The sequence below is a fragment of the Cupriavidus malaysiensis genome (genome assembly GCF_001854325.1).
GTDB lineage: Bacteria > Pseudomonadota > Gammaproteobacteria > Burkholderiales > Burkholderiaceae > Cupriavidus > Cupriavidus malaysiensis.
This window is the reverse complement of record NZ_CP017755.1, coordinates 1,656,896-1,676,112: the sequence shown is the minus strand read 5'-3', so window position 1 is coordinate 1,676,112 and position 19,217 is coordinate 1,656,896. Positions and strand designations below refer to the sequence as shown.

The 19,217-nt window shown below is 72.7% G+C and carries 16 protein-coding genes; 11 read left to right on the top strand and 5 right to left on the bottom strand.

Going from position 1 to position 19,217, the window contains the following annotated elements; genetic code table 11:
- Positions 1-26: 26 nt before the first annotated feature.
- Genes BKK80_RS26960 through BKK80_RS26940 form a run of 5 tightly spaced genes read left to right on the top strand, consistent with a single transcriptional unit; the run spans position 27 to position 4,475 of the window.
- Positions 27-587, top strand: coding sequence for a carboxymuconolactone decarboxylase family protein (locus tag BKK80_RS26960; RefSeq protein ID WP_071020263.1), 561 nt, complete (start codon positions 27-29; stop codon positions 585-587).
- 19 nt (positions 588-606) lie between these two features.
- Positions 607-1,680: an acyl-CoA dehydrogenase family protein gene (locus BKK80_RS26955; RefSeq protein WP_071072023.1), complete on the top strand. Its 1,074-nt coding sequence runs from the start codon at positions 607-609 to the stop codon at positions 1,678-1,680.
- Positions 1,677-2,531, top strand: coding sequence for an ABC transporter ATP-binding protein (locus tag BKK80_RS26950; RefSeq protein ID WP_071072021.1), 855 nt, complete (start codon positions 1,677-1,679; stop codon positions 2,529-2,531). The genes BKK80_RS26955 and BKK80_RS26950 overlap by 4 nt, the downstream gene beginning before the upstream one ends.
- A complete protein-coding gene (locus tag BKK80_RS26945; protein ID WP_071072018.1) occupies positions 2,503-3,693 on the top strand; it encodes an ABC transporter substrate-binding protein in 1,191 nt (396 codons plus the stop codon). Before BKK80_RS26950 ends, BKK80_RS26945 begins: the two co-directional genes overlap by 29 nt.
- On the top strand, positions 3,690-4,475 hold the full coding sequence (locus tag BKK80_RS26940) for an ABC transporter permease (protein WP_084545778.1): 786 nt from the start codon (positions 3,690-3,692) through the stop codon (positions 4,473-4,475). Before BKK80_RS26945 ends, BKK80_RS26940 begins: the two co-directional genes overlap by 4 nt.
- 323 nt (positions 4,476-4,798) lie before the next feature.
- On the opposite strand, the gene BKK80_RS26935 is transcribed toward BKK80_RS26940, so the two are convergent.
- Positions 4,799-5,293, bottom strand: coding sequence for a MarR family winged helix-turn-helix transcriptional regulator (locus BKK80_RS26935; protein ID WP_071020272.1), 495 nt, complete (start codon positions 5,291-5,293; stop codon positions 4,799-4,801).
- 364 nt (positions 5,294-5,657) lie between these two features.
- Between BKK80_RS26935 and BKK80_RS26930 the strand changes: the two genes are divergently transcribed.
- Together BKK80_RS26930 and BKK80_RS26925 are read left to right on the top strand one after the other, a co-directional pair.
- Positions 5,658-7,016: an MATE family efflux transporter gene (locus BKK80_RS26930; RefSeq protein WP_071022590.1), complete on the top strand. Its 1,359-nt coding sequence runs from the start codon at positions 5,658-5,660 to the stop codon at positions 7,014-7,016.
- Between the two features lie 37 nt (positions 7,017-7,053).
- Complete coding sequence (locus BKK80_RS26925) at positions 7,054-7,998, top strand: 2-dehydropantoate 2-reductase (RefSeq protein WP_071072015.1); 945 nt, start codon at positions 7,054-7,056, stop codon at positions 7,996-7,998.
- A 30-nt stretch (positions 7,999-8,028) separates the two neighbouring features.
- On the opposite strand, the gene BKK80_RS26920 is transcribed toward BKK80_RS26925, so the two are convergent.
- Genes BKK80_RS26920 through BKK80_RS26910 form a run of 3 tightly spaced genes read right to left on the bottom strand, consistent with a single transcriptional unit; the run spans position 8,029 to position 10,351 of the window.
- On the bottom strand, positions 8,029-8,259 hold the full coding sequence (locus tag BKK80_RS26920; RefSeq protein WP_071072013.1) for a hypothetical protein: 231 nt from the start codon (positions 8,257-8,259) through the stop codon (positions 8,029-8,031).
- Positions 8,256-9,677 (bottom strand): heavy metal sensor histidine kinase, encoded by a 1,422-nt coding sequence (locus tag BKK80_RS26915; RefSeq protein WP_083384529.1) that lies wholly within the window; start codon positions 9,675-9,677, stop codon positions 8,256-8,258. The genes BKK80_RS26920 and BKK80_RS26915 overlap by 4 nt, the downstream gene beginning before the upstream one ends.
- On the bottom strand, positions 9,677-10,351 hold the full coding sequence (locus tag BKK80_RS26910) for a heavy metal response regulator transcription factor (RefSeq protein ID WP_071020281.1): 675 nt from the start codon (positions 10,349-10,351) through the stop codon (positions 9,677-9,679). The genes BKK80_RS26915 and BKK80_RS26910 overlap by 1 nt, the downstream gene beginning before the upstream one ends.
- A gap of 244 nt (positions 10,352-10,595) precedes the next feature.
- Here BKK80_RS26910 and BKK80_RS26905 point away from each other — a divergent pair, with 244 nt between their 5' ends.
- The 3 genes from BKK80_RS26905 to BKK80_RS26895 all read left to right on the top strand — a co-directional run bounded on the left by BKK80_RS26905 (position 10,596) and on the right by BKK80_RS26895 (position 16,668).
- A complete protein-coding gene (locus tag BKK80_RS26905) occupies positions 10,596-13,823 on the top strand; it encodes an efflux RND transporter permease subunit (RefSeq protein WP_071072011.1) in 3,228 nt (1,075 codons plus the stop codon).
- Entirely contained in the window at positions 13,820-15,040 is a 1,221-nt protein-coding gene (locus tag BKK80_RS26900; RefSeq protein WP_071020287.1) for an efflux RND transporter periplasmic adaptor subunit, read from the top strand. The genes BKK80_RS26905 and BKK80_RS26900 overlap by 4 nt, the downstream gene beginning before the upstream one ends.
- A gap of 125 nt (positions 15,041-15,165) precedes the next feature.
- Positions 15,166-16,668, top strand: a complete 1,503-nt coding sequence (locus tag BKK80_RS26895; RefSeq protein WP_236903980.1) for an efflux transporter outer membrane subunit — start codon at positions 15,166-15,168, stop codon at positions 16,666-16,668.
- Positions 16,669-16,695: 27 nt separating this feature from the next.
- On the opposite strand, the gene BKK80_RS26890 is transcribed toward BKK80_RS26895, so the two are convergent.
- Positions 16,696-17,658 (bottom strand): LysR substrate-binding domain-containing protein, encoded by a 963-nt coding sequence (locus BKK80_RS26890; RefSeq protein WP_071020289.1) that lies wholly within the window; start codon positions 17,656-17,658, stop codon positions 16,696-16,698.
- Between the two features lie 120 nt (positions 17,659-17,778).
- Here BKK80_RS26890 and BKK80_RS26885 point away from each other — a divergent pair, with 120 nt between their 5' ends.
- Positions 17,779-19,158, top strand: a complete 1,380-nt coding sequence (locus BKK80_RS26885) for a D-serine ammonia-lyase (protein WP_418235917.1) — start codon at positions 17,779-17,781, stop codon at positions 19,156-19,158.
- Positions 19,159-19,217 lie beyond the last annotated feature (59 nt).

The following is a 19,217-nucleotide window of genomic DNA, read 5'->3' as shown; positions in this document are numbered from 1 at the left end:
CTCGTTCAACCCCCGCCGCAACTGCCATGAGCCGACTCCCTCTGCTGAGCGCCGACAACGCGCCAACGGCCAGCCGCCCCTTCGTCGAGCGTGCCATCGCCAACAATGGCTTCCTGCCCAACCTGATCGCCGCGCTGGCCCACTCGCCCGCTGCCCTGGAGGCCTACCTGACAGTGGGCGAGATCAACGGCCGCAGCGGACTGACGCTGGCCGAGCGCGAGGTGGTGCAGATCACCGCCGCGGCCGTGCACGGCTGCGCCTTCTGCGTGGCCGGACATACCGCCGTGGCCTTGAAGAAGGCCAGGCTGGAAACGGACCAGGTCGAGGCGCTGCGCACACAGGCACCGCTGCGCGAAGCGCGCCACGAGGCCCTGGCGGCCTTCACGCGGGCCATCATCGCCACGCGCGGCGCCGTGCCCGACGCCGCTCTCCAGGACTTCCTCCACGCTGGCTTCGAGGCCGGCCAGGCACTCGACGTGGTGCTCGGCGTGAGCCTGGCCACGCTCTGCAACTTTGCCAACAACCTCGCCCAATCACCGCTGAATGCCGAACTGGAGCCCTACCGCTGGGCGCCGGCCACTGCCTGAGCCCCCAATGGAGGTAGCGATGACGCTGGACCCCGAACTTGCCGCCTGGCTCGACGCGCACGCCGACGGCCTCGACTGCGGCAGCACCGATGCCGCGGCACTGCTGCCGCGCCTCGCCACCGCCGGCCTGATCGGTGCCGGCGTGCCCATCGCCGCCGGAGGCAGCGGCGGTAGCTGCAGCTCGGCCATCGGCGCCGTGGCCGCACTGGCCCGGCATTCCCAGGCGGCCGCATTCGTGCTGTGGGCACAGCGGGTCTTCATCGAATATCTGCTGCAGTCCCCCAATCGCGCCCTGGCCGAGGCATACCTGCCCGGCTTGCTCGCCGGCACCACGGCCGGTGCCAGCGGCCTGTCGAACGCGATGAAATTCCTTGGCGGCATCGAAGCGCTGCAGGTGGAGGCCAGGCGCCGAACGGACGGCTGGCAGCTCGACGGCCGCCTGCCCTGGGCCACCAACTTGCTCGCCCAGCGTTTCGTCGTGGCGGTGGCGGCAAGCGACGTGGCCGGCGGCGCGCCGGCCGTGTTCGCCGTGCCAGCCACGCAGGCCGGTGTGCAGCGCAGCGCCGACCTCGACCTGGTCGGGCTACGCGGCACCGCCACCGCGGCCCTGGCATTGAGCCAGGTCCCGCTCGGCCCGGAACACCTGCTGCACGAAGACGCGCGCAGTTACTTGCCGCGCGTGCGGCCGGCCTTCCTCGGCATGCAATGCGGCCTGTCGATCGGCCTGGCGCGGCGCTGCCTGGCGTCGGTACGCGGCAGCGAGGATAGCGGCCGAGCGCTGCTGGCCGAGCCGGCCGGGGCGATCGCGGCCGACCTCGACGCGGCCGCGGCCCGCTTGAGCGCCGGCGTCGATGCCGGCGCCTTCGTCGACGCCCCGCGCGCATTGTTCTTGCTGCGCATCCAGCTGGCGGAGCTGGCCCAGCAGGCGGCCCAGCTCGAACTGCAGGCGCGCGGCGGCGCCGGCTACCTGCACGGCCGTCACGGCGGCTTCGCGCGGCGTTGGCGCGAGGCCGCCTTCCTGCCCATCGTCACGCCCAGCCTGGTCCAGCTGCGGACGGAACTCGCGCGCGGCAGCGCGCGCCAGGCCGCATGAGCACCGTGCGGCTGCAGGCCGAGGGCCTGGCCCTGCACTACGGCACGGACCGCGCGCCGGCGCTGTTCGCGGGGGTCGGACTGACCCTGCGCCCCGGCGAGATCGTCTCGCTGATCGGCCCGAGCGGCGCCGGCAAGTCCACCCTGCTGCGGGTACTGGCCGGCTTGCAGCCGGCTACCCGCGGCAGCGTTCGCCTCGATGGCGAGCTCCTCGGCGGACCGCATCCGGGCGTCGCCGTGGCCTTCCAGGATCCCTGCCTGCTGCCGTGGCTGACGGTCGGGCAGAACGCCGGCTTCGGCCTCGATTTCCGCCACCAGCCGCCCAGCAGCCGCCACGAGCGGCAGGCGCGTGTCGCGCAGATGCTGGATGCCGTGGGCCTTGGCCATGCGCTGCACCTGTTCCCGGCCCAGCTTTCGGGCGGCATGGCGCAACGCGTGGCCTTGGCGCGCTGCCTGGCGCGGCAGCCGCGCGTCCTGCTGCTCGACGAGCCCTTCGGTGCGCTCGACGAGGTCACGCGTGCGCACATGCAGGCCTTGCTACGACAACTCGTCGGCGCCGGCGCCGGGCCGCGACGGCCGGCCGTGCTGCTGATCACGCACGATCTGGACGAAGCGCTATTGCTGTCCGACCGCATCGTGCTGCTCGGCGGCACGCCGGCGCGCATCGTGCAGGAGTGGACGGTGACCCTGCCCCATCCGCGCGAAGCGAGCGTCGAAGCCCTGGGCGAGCTGCGCGTGGGGCTGGTCAAGGCACTGCGGCAAGCCATGCCGCCGCGCCGGGCGCCAAGCGCATCCCCCCTTACCGAACCGCTTGAGGAACACTATGTGCCAGGTACCGATCTCGCGGCGTGAGTGGCTGAAGCTCTCCGCCCTGTTCACCGCCGGCGGCGCCCTGCCGCTGCTGCGATCCCTGCAGGCGCGCGCGGCCACGGAGCCCGATGCGCCGGTGCGCATCGGCTACCTGCCGATCACCGACGCCACGCCGCTGCTGGTGGCTCATCACAATGGCTACTTCGACCAGCAGGGCATCCGCGCCGAGAAGCCGGTGCTGCTGCGCAGTTGGGCGCAACTGGTGGAAGCCTTCATCGCCGGCCAGGTCAACGTGGTGCACCTGCTCTCGCCGATGACGGTATGGGCGCGCTTCGGCAGCGGGGTGCCCGCCAAGGTGGTGGCCTGGAACCATGTGGGCGGCTCCGGCCTGACGGTGGCGCCGCAGGTCTCCTCGCTGCGCGACCTGGGCGGCAAGACCGTCGCCATCCCGTTCTGGTACTCCATCCACAACGTGGTACTGCAGGCGCTGCTCAGGCAGGAAGGCTTGACACCGGTGGCACGCAAGGGCGGCGCGGCCGGCCCCGGCGAGGTCAAGCTGGTGGTGATGCCCCCTTCGGACATGCCGCCGGCACTGGCCGCGCGGCAGATCGAAGGCTATATCGTGGCCGAGCCGTTCAATGCCGCCGCGGAGACCCTGGGTATCGGCAAGATCCTGCGTTTTACCGGCGACGTCTGGCGCAACCACGCCTGCTGCGTCGTATTCATGCACCAGCACGACCTCGATGGCCGCCCGGCCTGGTCGCAGAAGGTGGTCAACGCCATCGTCAAGGCACAGCGCTGGACGCGGGACCATCGCGCGGAGGCGGCTGCCCTGCTGTCCAAGGACGGCCCGAACCGCTACACGCCGCACGCGCTCCCGGTGCTGCGCAAGGTGCTGGACCCCGACCCTGCCGAGCGCGGCCGCTACCTGGCCAGCGGAGCAATCCGGCACGCCGGCTGGAACGACAAGCGCATCGACTTCCAGCCCTATCCCTACCCGAGCTACACCGAGGAACTGGTGCGGCGGCTGCAAGGAACCCTGATCGAGGGCAACAGCGCCTTCCTGGCGGGCCTGGACCCGCGCCAGGCCGCGCGCGAACTGGTCGATGACCGCTTCGTGCGCCAGGCGATCGCAGCCGCTGGCGGCCCCGGTGCCTTCGGCATGGTCGAGGACTTTGCGCGCCGGGAGGAAATCGCGGTATGACGGCCGCCGCGCTGTGGCGACGCAGCGCCGGGCTGCGCCTGGGCCTGGGCGGGCTGGGCACCCTGGCCCTGGCCTGGTGGTGGGCGACCGCCGGCGCGCACGGCACGAGCGTGCTGGCGGCACGCTTCAGCCCCGCCGCCACCCTGTCCAGCCTGGCCGGGCTGCTGCAACAGCCCGACTTCTTTCAGCACGCCTGGGCCAGCCTGCGCCGCGTACTCGCCGCGCTGGCCATCGCCCTTCTGGCCGGCGTGCCGGCCGGTCTGCTGGTAGGCGGGTTGCAGCGGGTCGATGCGGCGCTGTCGCCGGCCTTCCAGTTCCTGCGCATGGTCTCGCCGCTGTCGTGGATGCCGATCGTGGTCATGGTGCTCGGCGTGGGCGACCGCTCGGTGTTGTTCCTGCTGGCCTTCGCCGGCGTCTGGCCGATCCTGCTCAATACCGCCGCCGGCGTGCGCCAGCTCGATCCGCGCTGGCTGCTGCTGGCACGCAGCCTGGCCGCCACGCGCGCCGAACTGCTGTGCCGCGTGATCTTGCCGGGCGTGCTCAGCCATGTGCTGACAGGGCTGCGCCTCTCCATCGGCGTGGTGTGGATCGTCCTCGTACCGGCGGAGATGCTGGGCATCGACGCCGGCCTGGGCTACTTCATCCTCGATACCCGCGACCGCCTCGCCTACTCGGAGCTGCTCGCCACGGTCCTGGTCATCGGCGCGCTCGGCTTCGCGCTCGACGGCGCCGCGCGGCGGCTGCAGCGCTGGTGGGTGCCCGGCCAGGGTCCGGCGCCTTGAATTCGGGGAAGAACTCAGTCTGTCGGGAAAACGAAGACGTGCGAGGCCAGGAGCAAAGCGCAGCAAGGCTGGAGCCTTGCGCGCATTGGTGACGACGCATCGCGCGGCTTATGGACGGACGTGCGAGGCCAGGAGCAAAGCGCGGCAGGGCTGGAGCCTTGCGCGCATTGGTGACGACGCATCGCGCGGCTTATGGACGGACTCAGGGCTGACGGAGTCCACGAATTTGTGATTAGGACACGACGAGCGAAGCGCAACCAGGGTCTTGCCTCGCCAAGGTGTCGACCGGGGCCGCCGCGGCGGCCCCTGACCGAAGCGGCCGCCTAGGCGGCCTCCGCGCCACGCCCCGCCGGCAACGGCGTGCCCTGCTCGAACGCCTGCGCAAACTCGTCCGAGTAGATCTCGGCCAGCGCCACGCGCAGCGCCGCCGCCCGCTCGCTGCCGTAGACAGTCTCGAAACGGTCCTGGGCGCCCCGCCACAACCGGTTCGACTCGGCCAGCTTGGCGCGGCCGGCCGCGGTCAGTTCCACGCGCCGGCTGCGCCCGTCTTCTTCGTCACGCCGCTGCACCAGGTAGCCGTCGCGCTCCAGCGGCTGGATATTGCGCGCCAGCGCCGAGCGGTCCAGCACCATGGCGTGCGCCAGTTCGGTCATGGTGGGACTGCCGCCGCGTGCGATGTGCAGCAGCACGGAGCGCTGCGACACGCTCAGGCCACATGGCGCCAGCGCGGCGTCGTAGAGCTGGCTGATGCGCCGCGTCGCCTTGCGCAGCGCGGCGCCGTTGCAGACCAGCGGGTCCTTGATGGTCGATGACGGCATGGTCGGTTTCCTTCTTCCCTGCGGATGGCATGTGCTGGTGGCACTGGTGGCACTGGTGGCATGGGGTCGATGCCTGATGGCGCCCTGCGCCAGACCCGCCTCCCGCGCGCCGCATGCGGCGCTCCGGTGGCGGATGGGCCGCGCGGATCGCGCGGCGGCATGGTCTGCATTCTAATCCACCTTGACCAATACGGGCATATGCAAGTAAATTGGATCGGCACATACGTGCATATGCAAATATCTTCATGCCCCGGATGACAACGACGCGGCCGCCCTCGCCGCGGGAGAACAGAACATGAGCAGCCATTCCAACCGCACTGGCGGCACGGCCACGCCGCGCGCGCCGGACGCGCGCGTGCGCGCCATGCTGGAAGCCCCGATCGCCCCGACCCTGGCCCGCATGAGCTGGCCCAATATGCTGATGATGCTGGCCCAGTCGTCGACCGGGCTGATCGAGACCTGGTTCCTGGCCAGGCTCGGCACCGACGTGCTGGCCGGCGTGGCGGTGGTGGTGCCGGTGCTGATGCTGATGCAGAACATGTCGCAGGGCGCCATGGGCGGCGGCATCTCCTCGGCGGTGGCGCGCGCGCTCGGCGCCGGCGACAGCGGCCTGGTCGCGCAGCTGGCGCGCCATGCGCTGGCCATCAATCTGCTGATCGGCGTGCTGTTCTCGCTGCTGCTGTGGCTGGGCGCGCGTCCGCTGTTCGCCCTGCTCGGCGCGCATGGCGCCGCGCTCGACGCCGCCAGCGCCTATGGCCGCGTGCTGTTCGCCGGGCTGCCGCTGATGTGGGCCATGAACGCGCTGGCCAGCGTGGTGCGCGGCACCGGCAACATGACGGTGCCGGGCCTGGTGATCTGCTGCGGCGCCGCGCTGCTGATCCCGCTCTCGCCGTGCCTGATCTTCGGCCTCGGCCCGCTGCCGCGGCTCGGCGTCGCGGGCGGCGCCTGGGCCCTGGTGGCCTACTATGCGGCGGGCACGGCGGTGCTCGGCTGGTATTGCCTGTCGGGGCGCTGCGCCGCGCGCCTCGCCGCCGGCCGGCTCCACTGGCGGCCGATGCGCAGCATCCTGACGATCGGCGCGCTGGCCTGCCTCAATCCCATCCTCACCAATGCGCTGATCGCCGTCACCACGGCCCAGGTCGGGCGCCACGGCGGCACCGCCGCCCTCGCCGGCTATGCCACCGCGGCACGGCTGGAGTACCTGCTGATCCCGATCGCCTTCGGCCTGGGCGCGCCCATGGTCGCCCTGGTCGGCGCCAATATCGGCGCCGGCCAGGTGGCGCGCGCGCGGCGCATCGCCATCACCGGCGGCGCCATGGCCTTCGTGCTGGCCGAACTGGTCGGGCTGGCCGCATCGTTATGGCCGCAGGCCTGGCTGCGCCTGTTCGGTGCCGATGCACAGCTGCTGGCGACCGGCTCGACCTACCTGCATATCGTCGGGCCGTTCTACGGCTTCTTCGCCATGGGCTTCTCGCTGTACTTCGCCAGCCAGGGCGCGGGCCGCCTCGAATGGCCGCTGGCGGCCGGCGTGCTGCGCTTCCTGCTGTTCGCCGGCGCCGGTTCGCTGGCCCTGGCCTGGGGCGCCGGCCTGCCCGTCTACTTCGCCCTCGGCGCGCTCGCCATGACGGTCTACGGCAGCTGCATCCTGTGGTCGATCGCCGGCGGCGGCTGGGACAGGCCGCGCGCCCCGGCCCGGGCCACGCGGCGCCGGGCCCTGGCCTGATCCGATCCCGACCGCAGCCTCTACGGAGACATCCACCATGAGAATCCTCGTCCTCGGCGCCGGCGCACTGGGCGGCTACTACGGCGCGCGCCTGCTGGCGGCCGGCGCCGACGTGCGCTTCGCCGTGCGCCCCGGCCGCGCCGCCCAGCTCGCCCGCGACGGCCTGGCCGTGCACAGCCCGCTCGGCAACATCGCGCGCCCGGTGCAGACCGTACCGGCCGGGCAGGTAGCGCAATCCGGGCATGCCTTCGACCTGGTCCTGCTGACCTGCAAGGCTTTCGATCTCGACGATGCCATCGCCACCATCGCCCCGGCACTCGGCCCGGCCACGGTGGTACTGCCGCTGCTGAACGGCGGCGCCGTCTACCCGCGCCTCGACGCGGCCTTCGGCAAGGCGCGCGTGCTGGGCGGCGTCGCCTACATCGCCACCACGCTCGCCGCCGACGGCACCATCCGCCACCTGAGCCCCGGCGACCGGCTGCTGGTCGGGGCCCGCGCGGACGCCCAGGCTGCCGCCGCGGCCAGCTTCCACGCACTGGCCGCGCAAGCGCCCGGCACACGCCTGCTGTCCGCGCAGATCGACCAGGATATTTGGGAGAAATGGGTGATGATCTGCGCCGGCGCGGCGGTGACCACCCTGCTGCGCGCCACCATCGGCGAGATCATGGGCACCGACCATGGCGCCGAGGCGGCAGGCCGCCTGCTCGACGAATGCGTGGCCATCGCCAGCGCCGCCGGTCATGTGCCGCGTCCCGAGGCGCTGGCCGCCATGCGCGCGCAGTTGCTGGCACCGGGCTCGGGCTGGGCGGCCTCGATGATGCGCGATATCGCCACCCAGGCGCGCCGCATCGAGGCCGACGCCATCGTCGGCGACATGATCGCCACCGGCGCGCGCCTCGGTGTCGACGCGCCGCTGCTGCGCGTGGCCTACAGCGGCCTGCAGGCCTACGCGCGGCGCCAGGCGGGCGCTCGGCCAACCTGACGGGTTCGCTGCTGCTGCGGCGCGAACCGGTCACCTTCCTGCTGGCCGGCCTGGGCCGGCCTGGCTGGCCACCTGCCCGACAGCGGTGACCTGCGCGAAGTCGATCTGCGCGAAGTCGATCTGGGCGAGGCCGACCGAGCCGCTCGGCGTGCCGCGTCCGGCCGCTGGCATGGGCGCAGCGGCGGCCGCGCTGGCCGCCTTCCTGCAGCGGGCCTTGGCCACGCCAGGCTGGAACACGCCGCGTCCGGTGCCCCGCTTCAACTGCCCGGCGATGCGGACCCCTGCTCCCCTTGTGCCGGGAAGTGCAGCGTGAACACCGTCATGCCGCCGGGCGGCGAGACCGCCTCCACGCTGCCGCCGTGCAGGTCCATGATGGACTTGACGATGGCCAGCCCCACCCCCGAGGACTCGCCGGAATTGGCGCGCGCCGGATCCGCGCGGAAGAAGCGGTCGAACAGGCGCGGCAGGTGCTCGGAAGCGATGCCCGGGCCCGGGTTGGCCACCGAGATGGCGCTGCCCTGCCGCTCCGCGTACCCGCGCAGCGTGACGGTGCCGCCGGCGGGCGTGAAGCGGATCGCGTTGGCCAGCAGGTTGCCGACCGCGCGGCGCAGCAGCAGCGCATCGGCCAGCACCTGGCCCCGGCCGTCGACCGCCAGCGCCACGCCGGCGGCCTCGGCGAGGCCCTCGAAGTAGTCGCCCAGGCCCGCCAGTTCCCGCTCCAGGTCCAGCACGGCCGGCTTGAGCGCCACGCGCGCGTTCTCGGCGCGGGCCAGGAACAGCATGTTCTCGATCATGCGCGCGAGCCGCTCGTACTCTTCGATGTTCGAGGCCAGCAGCGCCTGGTATTCCTCCACGCTGCGCTCGCTGGCCAGCGCCACCTGGCTCTGCCCGAGCAGGTTGCCGATCGGTGTGCGGAAGTCGTGGGCCAGGTCGGCGGAGAACTGGCTGAGGCGTTCGAAGCCGTCGCGCAGGCGGTCCATCATCTGCTGCAGCGCAGCGGCCAGTTCGCGCAGCTCGGGCGGCAGCCGGGCGGGATCCAGCGGCAGCGCGAGGTGGCGCACGGTGACGTCGGAGGCGCCGGCCGCGATGCGGCGCAGCGGCGCCATGGCCGCGCGCAGGGCCAGGTAGCCCAGCGCGGCCACCGCCAGCGAGCCGACCAGCCCGGTCAGCAGCAGCCGGGCGCGGTAGGCCCGCATGAGCTGGGCGCGCGCCGCACCGGTCTGGTAGAGGAAATAGTCCAGCATGCGGCCGTGGCCGTCGCGCGCCAGCGCGCGCACGCCGCGCACCGGGTAGCCGCGCGCGTCGGTCCAGCCCCGGATGGCGGCCGCCCCGAGCATGGCGTCGGCCGCCAGCGGCGGCACGGCGGGCAATGCGCCGTCGCCCGAGCCGCTGCCAGCCGCGTCGGCGCGCAGCAGCGTGGTGCTGGCGGCATCGCGCACCAGCAGCCCGAACTCGTCGTTACCGGACACCACGCCCCGCAGTTCCTGCCAGTCGATGCCGTCCTGCGCCGCGACCTCGCGGCGCACCCGCTCGGCCTTGCGCAGCAGCTCGGCATCGTCGCGCTCGATCACCTGGGTCGCCAGCGCGCGGTACAGGTAGGTGCCGGCGCCGCCGAACACCAGGGCGGCGACGAGGCCGAAGGCCAGCGCCAGGCGGGTGGTCAGGGACAGGCTGCGCATCAGTGCCGCCGGCTCTCCAGCACGTAGCCCATGCCGCGCACGGTGTGGATCAGCTTGGGCTGGAAATCGTCGTCCATCTTGGCGCGCAGCCGGCGCACCGCCACGTCGACCACATTGGTGTCGCTGTCGAAGTTCATGTCCCACACATGGGAGGCGATCTGGGTGCGGCTCAGCACCTCGGTCTGGCGGCGGGCGAGGAAATGCAGCAGCGAGAACTCGCGCGGCGTCAGGTCGATGCGCCGGCCGGCGCGTGTCACGCGGTGGCGGATCAGGTCGATCTCGAGGTCCTCGATCTCGATGCGCTCGGCCTCGCGCACCGGCCCGCGCCGCAGCAGCGTGCGCACCCGCGCCAGCAGCTCGACGAAGGCGAAGGGCTTGGCCAGGTAGTCGTCGCCGCCGAGTTCCAGCCCGCGCACGCGGTCCTCCACCTCGTCGCGCGCGGTCAGGAACAGCACCGGGGTGTCCTTGCGCTCGCGCAGGCCCTTGAGCACCTCCCAGCCGCTCAGGCCGGGCAGCATCACGTCGAGGATGACCAGGTCGTAGTCGCCTTCCAGCGCCTGGTGCAGGCCATCCCGGCCGGTCACCGCCAGGTCGACCACGAAGGACGACTCGCTAAGTCCCTTGCGCAGGTATTCCCCCGTCTTGGGTTCGTCCTCCACCACCAGGATCTTCATGGCTTGCCTCGTCACTGCCTCATGTCGCGCGCACCGCGCGGGCGGTGCACCGTGCACCGCCTGCGCCGATGATAGCGGCGCCCGCCGGGGGCGGAAATGACAATTCTGTAATGCGATCGTCAGGCTTTCCGGCCCCCACCCCTTCCTAGAATCGGCTCCGAACCAATGCCCGCGGTCGGGCCGGGGCACGGATGGCGCGCGGCGCCCGCCGCGCCCGGCCCGCCGCCAGCCGGAGAACCCGTCCATGTGGATCGTCAGGCTCGCGCTGAGCCGCCCCTACACCTTCGTCGTGCTGGCGCTGTGCCTGCTGCTGGCCGGCCCGCTGGTGCTGATGCGCACGCCCACCGACATCTTTCCCGCCATCGACATCCCGGTGGTCAGCGTCGTCTGGACCTACAACGGCCTGTCGGCCGAGGACATGGCGCACCGCATCGTGACCGGCTACGAGCGCTCGCTGACCAACAGCGTCGACGATATCGAGCACATCGAGTCGCAATCGCTGGCCGGGGTCGCGGTGATCAAGATCTTCTTCCATCCCGGCGCCGACATCAACCGCGCCATCGCCGAGACCTCGTCCGGCGCCCAGTCGATGCTGCGCAACATGCCGCCGGGCACCACGCCGCCGCTGATCCTCAGCTACAGCGCGTCGACGGTGCCGATCCTGCGCCTGGCGCTGTCCAGCGACAGCCTGCCGGAGCAGCAGCTCTACGACCTCGGCAACAACTTCATCCGCACCCGGCTCGCCACCGTGCAGGGCGCCGCCGTGCCGCTGCCCTACGGCGGCAAGGTACGCCAGGTGATGGTGGACCTCGACACGCGCGCGCTGCAGGCGCGCGGCTTGTCGCCGCTCGACGTGGTCAATGCCATCAACGCCCAGAACCTGGTGCTGCCCGGGGGCACCGCCAAGATCGGCGCGCTCGAATACCGCGTGGACCTGAACGGCAGCCCCGGCACCGTGGCCGCGCTCAACGACCTGCCGGTCCGCAGCGGTCCCGGCGGCGTGGTCTACGTGCGCGACGTGGCCCAGGTGCGCGACGGCTACGCGCCCCAGGCCAACGTGGTACGGCGCGACGGCAAGCGCGCCGCCCTGCTCGAGATCGAGAAGAGCGGCAATGCCTCGACCCTGTCCATCGTCGCGCAGGTCAAGGCCATGCTGCCGCGCATCACCGCCGGGCTGCCGGCCGCGCTGCGCGTGCAGCCGGTTTCCGACCAGTCCGTGTTCGTCACCGCGGCGGTGCACGGCGTGCTGCACGAGGCCCTGGTGGCGGCCTGCCTGACCGCCTGCATGATCCTGCTCTTCCTCGGCAGCTGGCGCGCCACGCTGATCATCGCGGTATCGATCCCGCTGTCCGTGCTGGCCTCGCTGATGGCGCTGTCGGCGCTCGGGCAGACGCTCAACATCATGACCCTGGGCGGGCTGGCGCTGGCGGTCGGCGTGCTGGTCGACGACGCCACCGTGGCGATCGAGAACATCACCCACCATCGCGAGCTGGGCAAGCCGCTGGAGGCGGCCATCCTGGAAGGGTCCGCGCAGATCGCCCTGCCCACCCTGGTCTCCACGCTGGCCATCTGCATCGTGTTCCTGCCGATGTTCCTGCTGAGCGGGGTGGCGCGCTACCTGTTCGTGCCGATGGCCGAAGCGGTGGTGTTCGCCATGGTGGCCTCCTATTTCTTCTCGCGCACGCTGGTGCCGACGCTGGCGCACTACCTGCTGCGGGCCGAGGGCAGCGCGCCGGGACGCGCCTGGCAGCGCCGCTGCGCCGCGCTGCAGGCGCGCTTCGAGGCGGCCTTCTGCGCGCTGCGCGACGCCTATGCCGTCTGGCTCGGCCACGCGCTGCGGCGGCCGCGCCGCCTGGCCGCGCTGTGCCTGGCCGCCTGCCTGGCCTCGCTGGCGCTGCTGCCCTGGCTCGGCCGCGACTTCTTCCCCGCCGTGGACGGCAGCGAGATCCGCCTGCACATGCGCGCCCGCACCGGCACCCGCATCGAGGAAACGGCGCGCCTGGCCGACGCCGTCGAAGGCCGCATCCGCGCCGCCATCGGCCCCGCGCAGGTGGCCGGCATCCTCGACAACATCGGCCTGCCGGTCAGCGGCATCAACCTGACCTACGACTCGGCGCTGCCGATCGGCAGCGCCGACGCCGAGATCCTGGTCTCGCTCAAGCCCGGCGCCTCCGCCGCGCACGAAAGCGCGCGCCTCGCCGCGCTGCTGCCGGCCGCCTTCCCCGGCATCAGCTTCTCTTTCCTGCCGGCGGACATCATCAGCCAGATCCTCAACTTCGGCCTGCCGGCCCCGATCGACATCCAGGTCGTGGGCGACAAGCTGGAGGCCAACCGGGCGCTGGCCGGCAAGCTCGCCGCCCGCCTGCGCGGCGTGCCCGGCCTGGTCGACGTACACCTGCAGCAGCCCGACGACCAGCCCGCCCTGACCGTGCAGGTCGACCGCACGCGCGCGCTGCAGGCCGGCCTGTCGCAGCGCGAAGTCGCGCAGAACCTGCTGATCTCGCTGTCCGGCAGCAGCCAGACCACGCCCAACTTCTGGCTCAATCCCCGCAACGGCGTCAGCTATCCGCTGATGGTGTCGGTGCCGCAGTACGCCATGGGTTCGCTGCAGGCGCTGGACAATATCCCGCTCGGCGCCGGCCTCCCCGGCCTGACCGGCAGCAGCGCCGCGCCGGGCGCCGGCGCGCTGCTGGGTACCTTCGGCAGCGTGGTGCGCGGCAGCCAGCAGGGCGTGGTGTCGCACTACAACGTGCAGCCGGTCATCGATATCTTCGGCTCGGTGCGCGGGCGCGATCTGGGCGCGGTAGCGGACGACATCGGCCGCCTGGTCAACGAGGCGCGGCGCGAGCTGCCGCCCGGCTCCGAGCTGGTGGTGCGCGGCCAGGTGCAGACCATGCAGTCTTCCTTTGCCGGACTGGCGGCCGGCATGGCCATCGCCGTGGTGCTGGTCTACCTGCTGATGGTGGTCAACTTCCAGTCCTGGCTCGACCCCCTGGTCATCCTCGGCGGGCTGCCCGGCGCACTGGCCGGCATGGCCTGGATGCTGTTCGCCACCCACACCACCATCAGCGTGCCGGCCTTGACCGGCGCCATCATGTGCATCGGCATCGCCACCGCCAACAGCATCCTGGTGGTCAGCCTGGCGCGCGAGCGCCTGGCCGCTGGCGTGGCGCCCGCCGAGGCCGCGCTGCAGGCCGGCGCCGGCCGCTTCCGCCCGGTCCTGATGACCGCCCTGGCCATGCTGATCGGCATGTTGCCGATGGCGCTCGGCGCCGGTGCCGCCGGCGCCCAGAACGCGCCGCTCGGCCGCGCCGTGGTCGGCGGCCTCGCGGCCGGCACGGTCAGCACGCTGGTGCTGGTGCCCGCGCTGTTCGCCCTGCTGCACCGCTGGCTGGCGCGGCGCCGCCCGGCCGCCGCGACGCTCCCCGACCTCCCCCCGACTCCGACCCCGACTTCCCGAGGCCAGGCATGACCCGACTTCCGCCCAACCCTCCCACGCCTCCTGCCCTGCCCGCCGCACCGGCGGCCACGCCGGCCGCCACCGGCACGCGCCGCCCACGCCGCGGGCAGGCTGCCTGCCTGGCCCTGGCCGCGGTCGCGGCCATGCTGGCGGCCGGCATCTATCCACGCCTGCAGGCACGCGCCGCGCTGGCGCACAGCAGCGCCGACGGCAGCCTGCCCGCCGTGGCCACGGTGCGGCCGCGGCGCGCCAGCGCACAGACCGAACTGGTGCTGCCGGCCGATGTCCGTGCCTACCAGGACGCGCCGGTCTATGCGCGCGTCAGCGGCTACCTGCGCCGCTGGGTTGCCGATATCGGCACGCCGGTGCGCCAGGGCCAGCTGCTGGCCGAGATCGACGCCCCCGAGATCAGCGACCAGCTGCGCCAGGCGCGCGCCGAGGAAGCCGTCGCGGCCGCCAACTACGACCTGGCCCGGCGCACCGCCGAACGCTGGCAGGACCTGCTGCGCTCGCGCTCGGTGGCGCAGCAGGAGGCCGACCAGAAGAGCGCCGACATGCAGGCCAAGGCGGCCGCGCTGGCCTCGGCCCGCTCCAATGTCGCGCGCCTGGCGCAGCAGGCCGCCTACACCCGGATCGTCGCGCCCTTCGACGGCGTGGTGACAGCGCGCAACGTCGACACCGGCGCCCTGGTCGACGCCGGCGGCAACGGTGGCCCCGGCAAGGAGCTGTTCCACCTGTCGGCCGGCGACAAGCTGCGCATCTATATCCAGGTGCCGCAGGACGACAGCGTGCTGGTCACGCCCGGCATGCCGGCCTGGCTGTCGCTGCCGCAGTACCCCGGCCAGCGCTTCGCGGCCACGGTGACGCGCAGCGCCGGGGCCATCGATGCCGGCACCCGCAGCCTGCGTGTCGAGCTGGAGGCCGCCAGCGCCGGCGGGCGCATCCTGCCCGGCGCCTACGCCGAAGCGCATCTGAGCGCGCCGGTCGCCCAGGCGGGCTGGGACCTGCCCGCCAGCACCCTGCTGTTCCGCGCGCAGGGCCCGCGCGTGGCGGTGGTCGGTGCGGCCGGCACGATCGAGCTGCGCCCCGTCACGCTCGGGCGCGACTTCGGCTCGCATGTCGAGATCGCCAGCGGGCTGCAGGGTGGCGAACAGGTCGTGGCCAACCCGGGCGACGGCCTGATGGCCGGCGCGCATGTCCGGCTCGTGGCGAGCCGCGGCGACCAGTGAACGAGGGATTGCGCGCCATGCCAGACGACACCTGCCGTTTCCCAGCCTCGCCCCCAGGCCGCCGCACCAGCCATGCGGGCGCCTCCCCTAGCCCTAGCGGCCCGCGCGCGTCACGCCCGCAGGCCTTGCGCGCCACCCTCTGCGGCCGCCGCACCCTGTTCACCCTCTTCGCATTCGCCGCGCTCGGCAACCTGGCCGGGTGCGCCACCGCACCGCCCTACAGTGTGCCCGGGGTCGACCTGCCGCCGGCCTTCAAGGAAGCCGGCGCGGCGCCAGCCGACGCTGCGGCCGCGCCGTCCCCGCAATGGTGGCGCGCCTATGGCGACACCACCCTGGACGCGCTGATGCCCCGGCTCGACGCCACCAGCCAGACCCTGCGCAAGTCCCGGGCGCTGCTCGACGACGCCCGCGCCCAGACCCGCGCCGCGCGCGCCGCCTACTTTCCCACCCTGGTCGCCGGCGCCAGCGGCGGCAGCAGCCACGTCTCGGCCAATGTGGTCGGCCGCTCGCTGGCCGGCAAGACCGAGCCCGACCACCTGCTGGGCCTCAGCGCCACCTGGGAGCCGGACCTCTGGCAACGCGTCAGCAACAGCGTCGATGCCGCGCAGGCCGGCGCCGAGGCCAGTGCCGATGACGTCGCCGCCATGCGCCTGAGCCTGCAGGCCGAACTGGCGGCGGACTACTTCAGCCTGCGCTCTGCCGAGCGCGAGCGCGACCTGCTGGCGCGCACGGTCGACAGCGACGCGACGGTACTGGAGCTGGTCGGCAACCGCTGGCGCGGCGGCATCGCCACCGAAGGCGAAGTGGCGCAGGCGCGCGCCCAGCTGGAGAACGCCAAGGCCCAGCTTGCCGAGGTACGGCTGACACGCACCCAGCTCGAGCACGCCATCGCCACCCTGCTGGGCGTGCCGCCGGCGCGCTTCACGCTGGCGCCGCTGGTGGCGGCGGCACCGCCGCTGCCGCCCTTGCCCTCGGCCGTGCCCTCGCAGTTGCTGCGGCGGCGCCCCGACATCGCCGCCGCCGAGCGCCGTGTGGCGGCTGCCAATGCGCAGGTCGGCGTGGCCCGCGCGGCCTTCTTCCCCAGCCTGATGCTGTCCGCCGGCCTCGGCCTGGAGAGCACCAGCCTGGCCGGCTGGCTGAGCGCGCCCAGCCGCTTCTGGGCGCTCGGGCCGGCGCTGGCCGGCACCGTGTTCGACGGCGGACGCCGGCACGCCCTGGCGGACAGCGCGCGCGCCCGCTTCGACGCCAGCGCCGCCGACTATCGCGCCACCGTGCTGCGCGCCTTCCAGGACGTCGAGGACAACTTCGCCGCCCTGTCGGCGCTGGGAGAAGAAGCCGCCAGCCAGCGTGCCGCCACCGAAGCTTCCGAACTGGCCCTGGCGCAAGGACTGGAACGCTACCGCAAGGGCGCGGTCGCCTACCTGGATGTCAGCGTGCTCGAGAGCAATGCCCTGGCCAGCGCCCGCGCCGAGGAAGCCGTGCGGCGCCGGCGCCTGGTGGCCAGCGTGATGCTGGTCAAGGCGCTCGGCGGCGGCTGGGGCGGGGCGGGCGCCAAGGATGCTGAGGATGGTGGGGGCGCCAAGGACACCGCAAGCACGGCCCCGCCCGTGGCGACGGCCGGCCGTTGAGGAGCCTCGCGCGCGGTCCGCTCCCCTTCAGCCGGAGCGCCGTGTCGCCGCCAGCAGGCGTGCCCTGGCCGCGTCGAAGCGCGCGCCTTCGCCCACCAGCCAGTCCTCGACCTTGGCGATATCCGGGGTCTGCCCGTGGGCCGAGACGAACACATAGGAGGCCTGCGAGCGCACATGCAGCCCGAACAGGTCGACCAGCCGGCCGGCCTCGATGTCTTCCAGCACCAGCGCGGAGCGGCCCATGGCGATGCCCTGGCCGGCCAGCGCCGCGCCCACCGCCAGCTGCGACAGGTTGAAGCGCTGCCCCTGTTCCAGGCCCGGCACGGTGACGCCGGCCTCGGCCAGCCAGTGGCGCCACTCGGCGAACTCGTCGGCGCCATCCCAGGGGCTGCTGTCATGCAGCAGCCAGCCGGCCTCCAGGTCGCGCGGCGAGCGCAGCCGCGGGTGCGCGGCAAGGAAGGCGGGGCTGGCCACCGGCAGCAGCCATTCTTCCAGGAAGACACTGGCCTTGAGGTCGGCGTAGCCGCCCAGGTCGAAGCGCACGCCGGCATCGATGCCGTCGCGCACCATGCGCGCGCGGTCGAGCGCGTGGAATTCGCCGTAGACGCGCAGGCCCACCTCGGGGTGCTCGCGGAAGAACTCGCCCAGCCGCGGCGTCAGCCAGCGCATGGCGAAGGACGGCGCGCAGCTCAGCGCCAGCGGCCCGGGCGCGCGCGTCCTGCGCAACTGCGTCAGCGTGCTCTCGATGGCCTGGAAGGACTCCCGCAGCACGAAGCGCAGCCGCTCGCCTTCCGGCGTCAGCACCAGCGCGCGCGGCGTGCGCAGGAACAGGGGGCGCTGCAGCCACTGTTCGAGCTGCTTGATCTGCTGGCTGACCGCCCCCTGCGTCACGCACAGCTCGCCGGCGGCCTGGGTGAAGCTGCAATGGCGGGCGGCGGCCTCGAAGCAGCGCAACCAGCTCAGCAGCGAGGAGGAGAGCATCGCACTCATGTGTCAAATCCGTGCATCGGAATTAGTCTGACTAATGACCGAATCAGTATAAATGGATTGTCACCGGGCCTGGCGCCGCCAACAATGCCAGACATGACTGTTTGTACGCCAGATTCCCAGATGACCCCGACCACCGCCGCTGCCCCCCTCTCCGACACGAGGGCCCTGGACCTTTCGGACCACCTGCGGGCTGCGGAGCCGGTCCTCTGGACCAACCCCGCACGCCTGGACGTGCCGCCCGCCGCGCTCGCCGCCGGCAGCGAGCACATTAGTCTGGCTGATATTGAAGCCGCCCGCGACCGCTTCACCCGCTTCGCCCCGCTGCTGGCACAGCTGTTCCCGGAACTGCAGGCCAGCGGCGGCATCATCGAATCGGCCCTGCAGCGCGCGCCGGCCATGCAGCAGGCCCTGCGACTGGAACCGGCGCTCGGCGCGCTCTGGCTCAAGGCCGACCACAGCCTGCCGGTGGCCGGCTCGATCAAGGCGCGCGGCGGCATCCACGAGGTGCTGGAGTTCACCGAGCGCCTGGCGCGCGAACACGGCCTGCCCGGCGCCGGCGGCAGCGATCGTACCGATGGCGCCAGCGACTACCTGCGCCTGGCCGGCCCGGCAGCGCGCGAGATCTTCGGCCGCTACCGCGTCGCGGTGGGTTCCACCGGCAACCTCGGCCTCAGCATCGGCGTCATGGCCTCGGCGCTCGGCTTCCGGGCCGAGGTGCATATGTCGTCCGACGCCAAGCCGTGGAAGCAGGAGCGGCTGCGCCGCCGCGGCGTGCGCGTGGTCGAGCACCCCGGCGACTACGAGCAGGCCGTGGCCGCCGGCCGCCGCGAGGCCGCGGCCGATCCCTTCGCCTACTTCGTCGACGACGAGCGCTCGCTGTCCTTGCTGCTGGGCTACAGCGCCGCCGCGCTGCACCTGCGCGACCAGCTCGCCGCTGCCGGGGTGGCGGTCGACGCCGACCACCCCTTGTTCGTCTATCTGCCCTGCGGCGTCGGTGGCGCACCGGCCGGCATCGCCTTCGGCCTGCGCCAGCTGTTCGGCGCGCACGTGCACTGCTTCTTCGCCGAACCGGTCCGCTCGCCCTGTTTCCTGGTGCAGATGCTGGCCGGCGAAGGCCATCCCTCGGTCTACGACTATGGCCTGGACAACCGCACCGAGGCCGACGGCCTGGCCGTGCCGCGCGCCTCGCAACTGGCCGCCCAGGTGATGACGCCGCTGCTGTCGGGCGTCTTCACCGTGACCGATGCGACCCTGTTCCGCCACCTCGCGCAGCTCGATGCCAGCGAAGGCCTGCACATCGAGCCCTCGGCCGCGGCCGGCTTCAGCGGCCCCGACATGCTGTGCCGCAGCGCGGCCGGGCGCGCCTACCTCGAACACCATGGCCTGGCCGGCGCGCTGCCACGCGCCACCCACCTGGCCTGGACCACCGGCGGCCTGCTCGTGCCGCCGGAGGAGTACCAGGGCTTCCTTGCCAAGGCAGCCCGACTCGCAGCGGCCTGACCCGACCACGCCCCCCAACCACGAAGCCACGAAGCAGGCGGCAGGCGGACGGGCCCCAG

Bases quoted from the DNA above. Each gene is read 5' to 3' on its own strand.
- BKK80_RS26960 (WP_071020263.1), top strand. From the start codon at position 27: ATGAGCCGACTCCCTCTGCTGAGCGCCGACAACGCGCCAACGGCCAGC.
- BKK80_RS26955 (WP_071072023.1), top strand. From the start codon at position 607: ATGACGCTGGACCCCGAACTTGCCGCCTGGCTCGACGCGCACGCCGAC.
- BKK80_RS26950 (WP_071072021.1), top strand. From the start codon at position 1,677: ATGAGCACCGTGCGGCTGCAGGCCGAGGGCCTGGCCCTGCACTACGGC.
- BKK80_RS26945 (WP_071072018.1), top strand. From the start codon at position 2,503: ATGTGCCAGGTACCGATCTCGCGGCGTGAGTGGCTGAAGCTCTCCGCC.
- BKK80_RS26940 (WP_084545778.1), top strand. From the start codon at position 3,690: ATGACGGCCGCCGCGCTGTGGCGACGCAGCGCCGGGCTGCGCCTGGGC.
- BKK80_RS26935 (WP_071020272.1), bottom strand. From the start codon at position 5,293: ATGCCGTCATCGACCATCAAGGACCCGCTGGTCTGCAACGGCGCCGCG.
- BKK80_RS26930 (WP_071022590.1), top strand. From the start codon at position 5,658: ATGCTGGAAGCCCCGATCGCCCCGACCCTGGCCCGCATGAGCTGGCCC.
- BKK80_RS26925 (WP_071072015.1), top strand. From the start codon at position 7,054: ATGAGAATCCTCGTCCTCGGCGCCGGCGCACTGGGCGGCTACTACGGC.
- BKK80_RS26915 (WP_083384529.1), bottom strand. From the start codon at position 9,677: ATGCGCAGCCTGTCCCTGACCACCCGCCTGGCGCTGGCCTTCGGCCTC.
- BKK80_RS26910 (WP_071020281.1), bottom strand. From the start codon at position 10,351: ATGAAGATCCTGGTGGTGGAGGACGAACCCAAGACGGGGGAATACCTG.
- BKK80_RS26905 (WP_071072011.1), top strand. From the start codon at position 10,596: ATGTGGATCGTCAGGCTCGCGCTGAGCCGCCCCTACACCTTCGTCGTG.
- BKK80_RS26900 (WP_071020287.1), top strand. From the start codon at position 13,820: ATGACCCGACTTCCGCCCAACCCTCCCACGCCTCCTGCCCTGCCCGCC.
- BKK80_RS26890 (WP_071020289.1), bottom strand. From the start codon at position 17,658: ATGAGTGCGATGCTCTCCTCCTCGCTGCTGAGCTGGTTGCGCTGCTTC.
- BKK80_RS26885 (WP_418235917.1), top strand. From the start codon at position 17,779: ATGACCCCGACCACCGCCGCTGCCCCCCTCTCCGACACGAGGGCCCTG.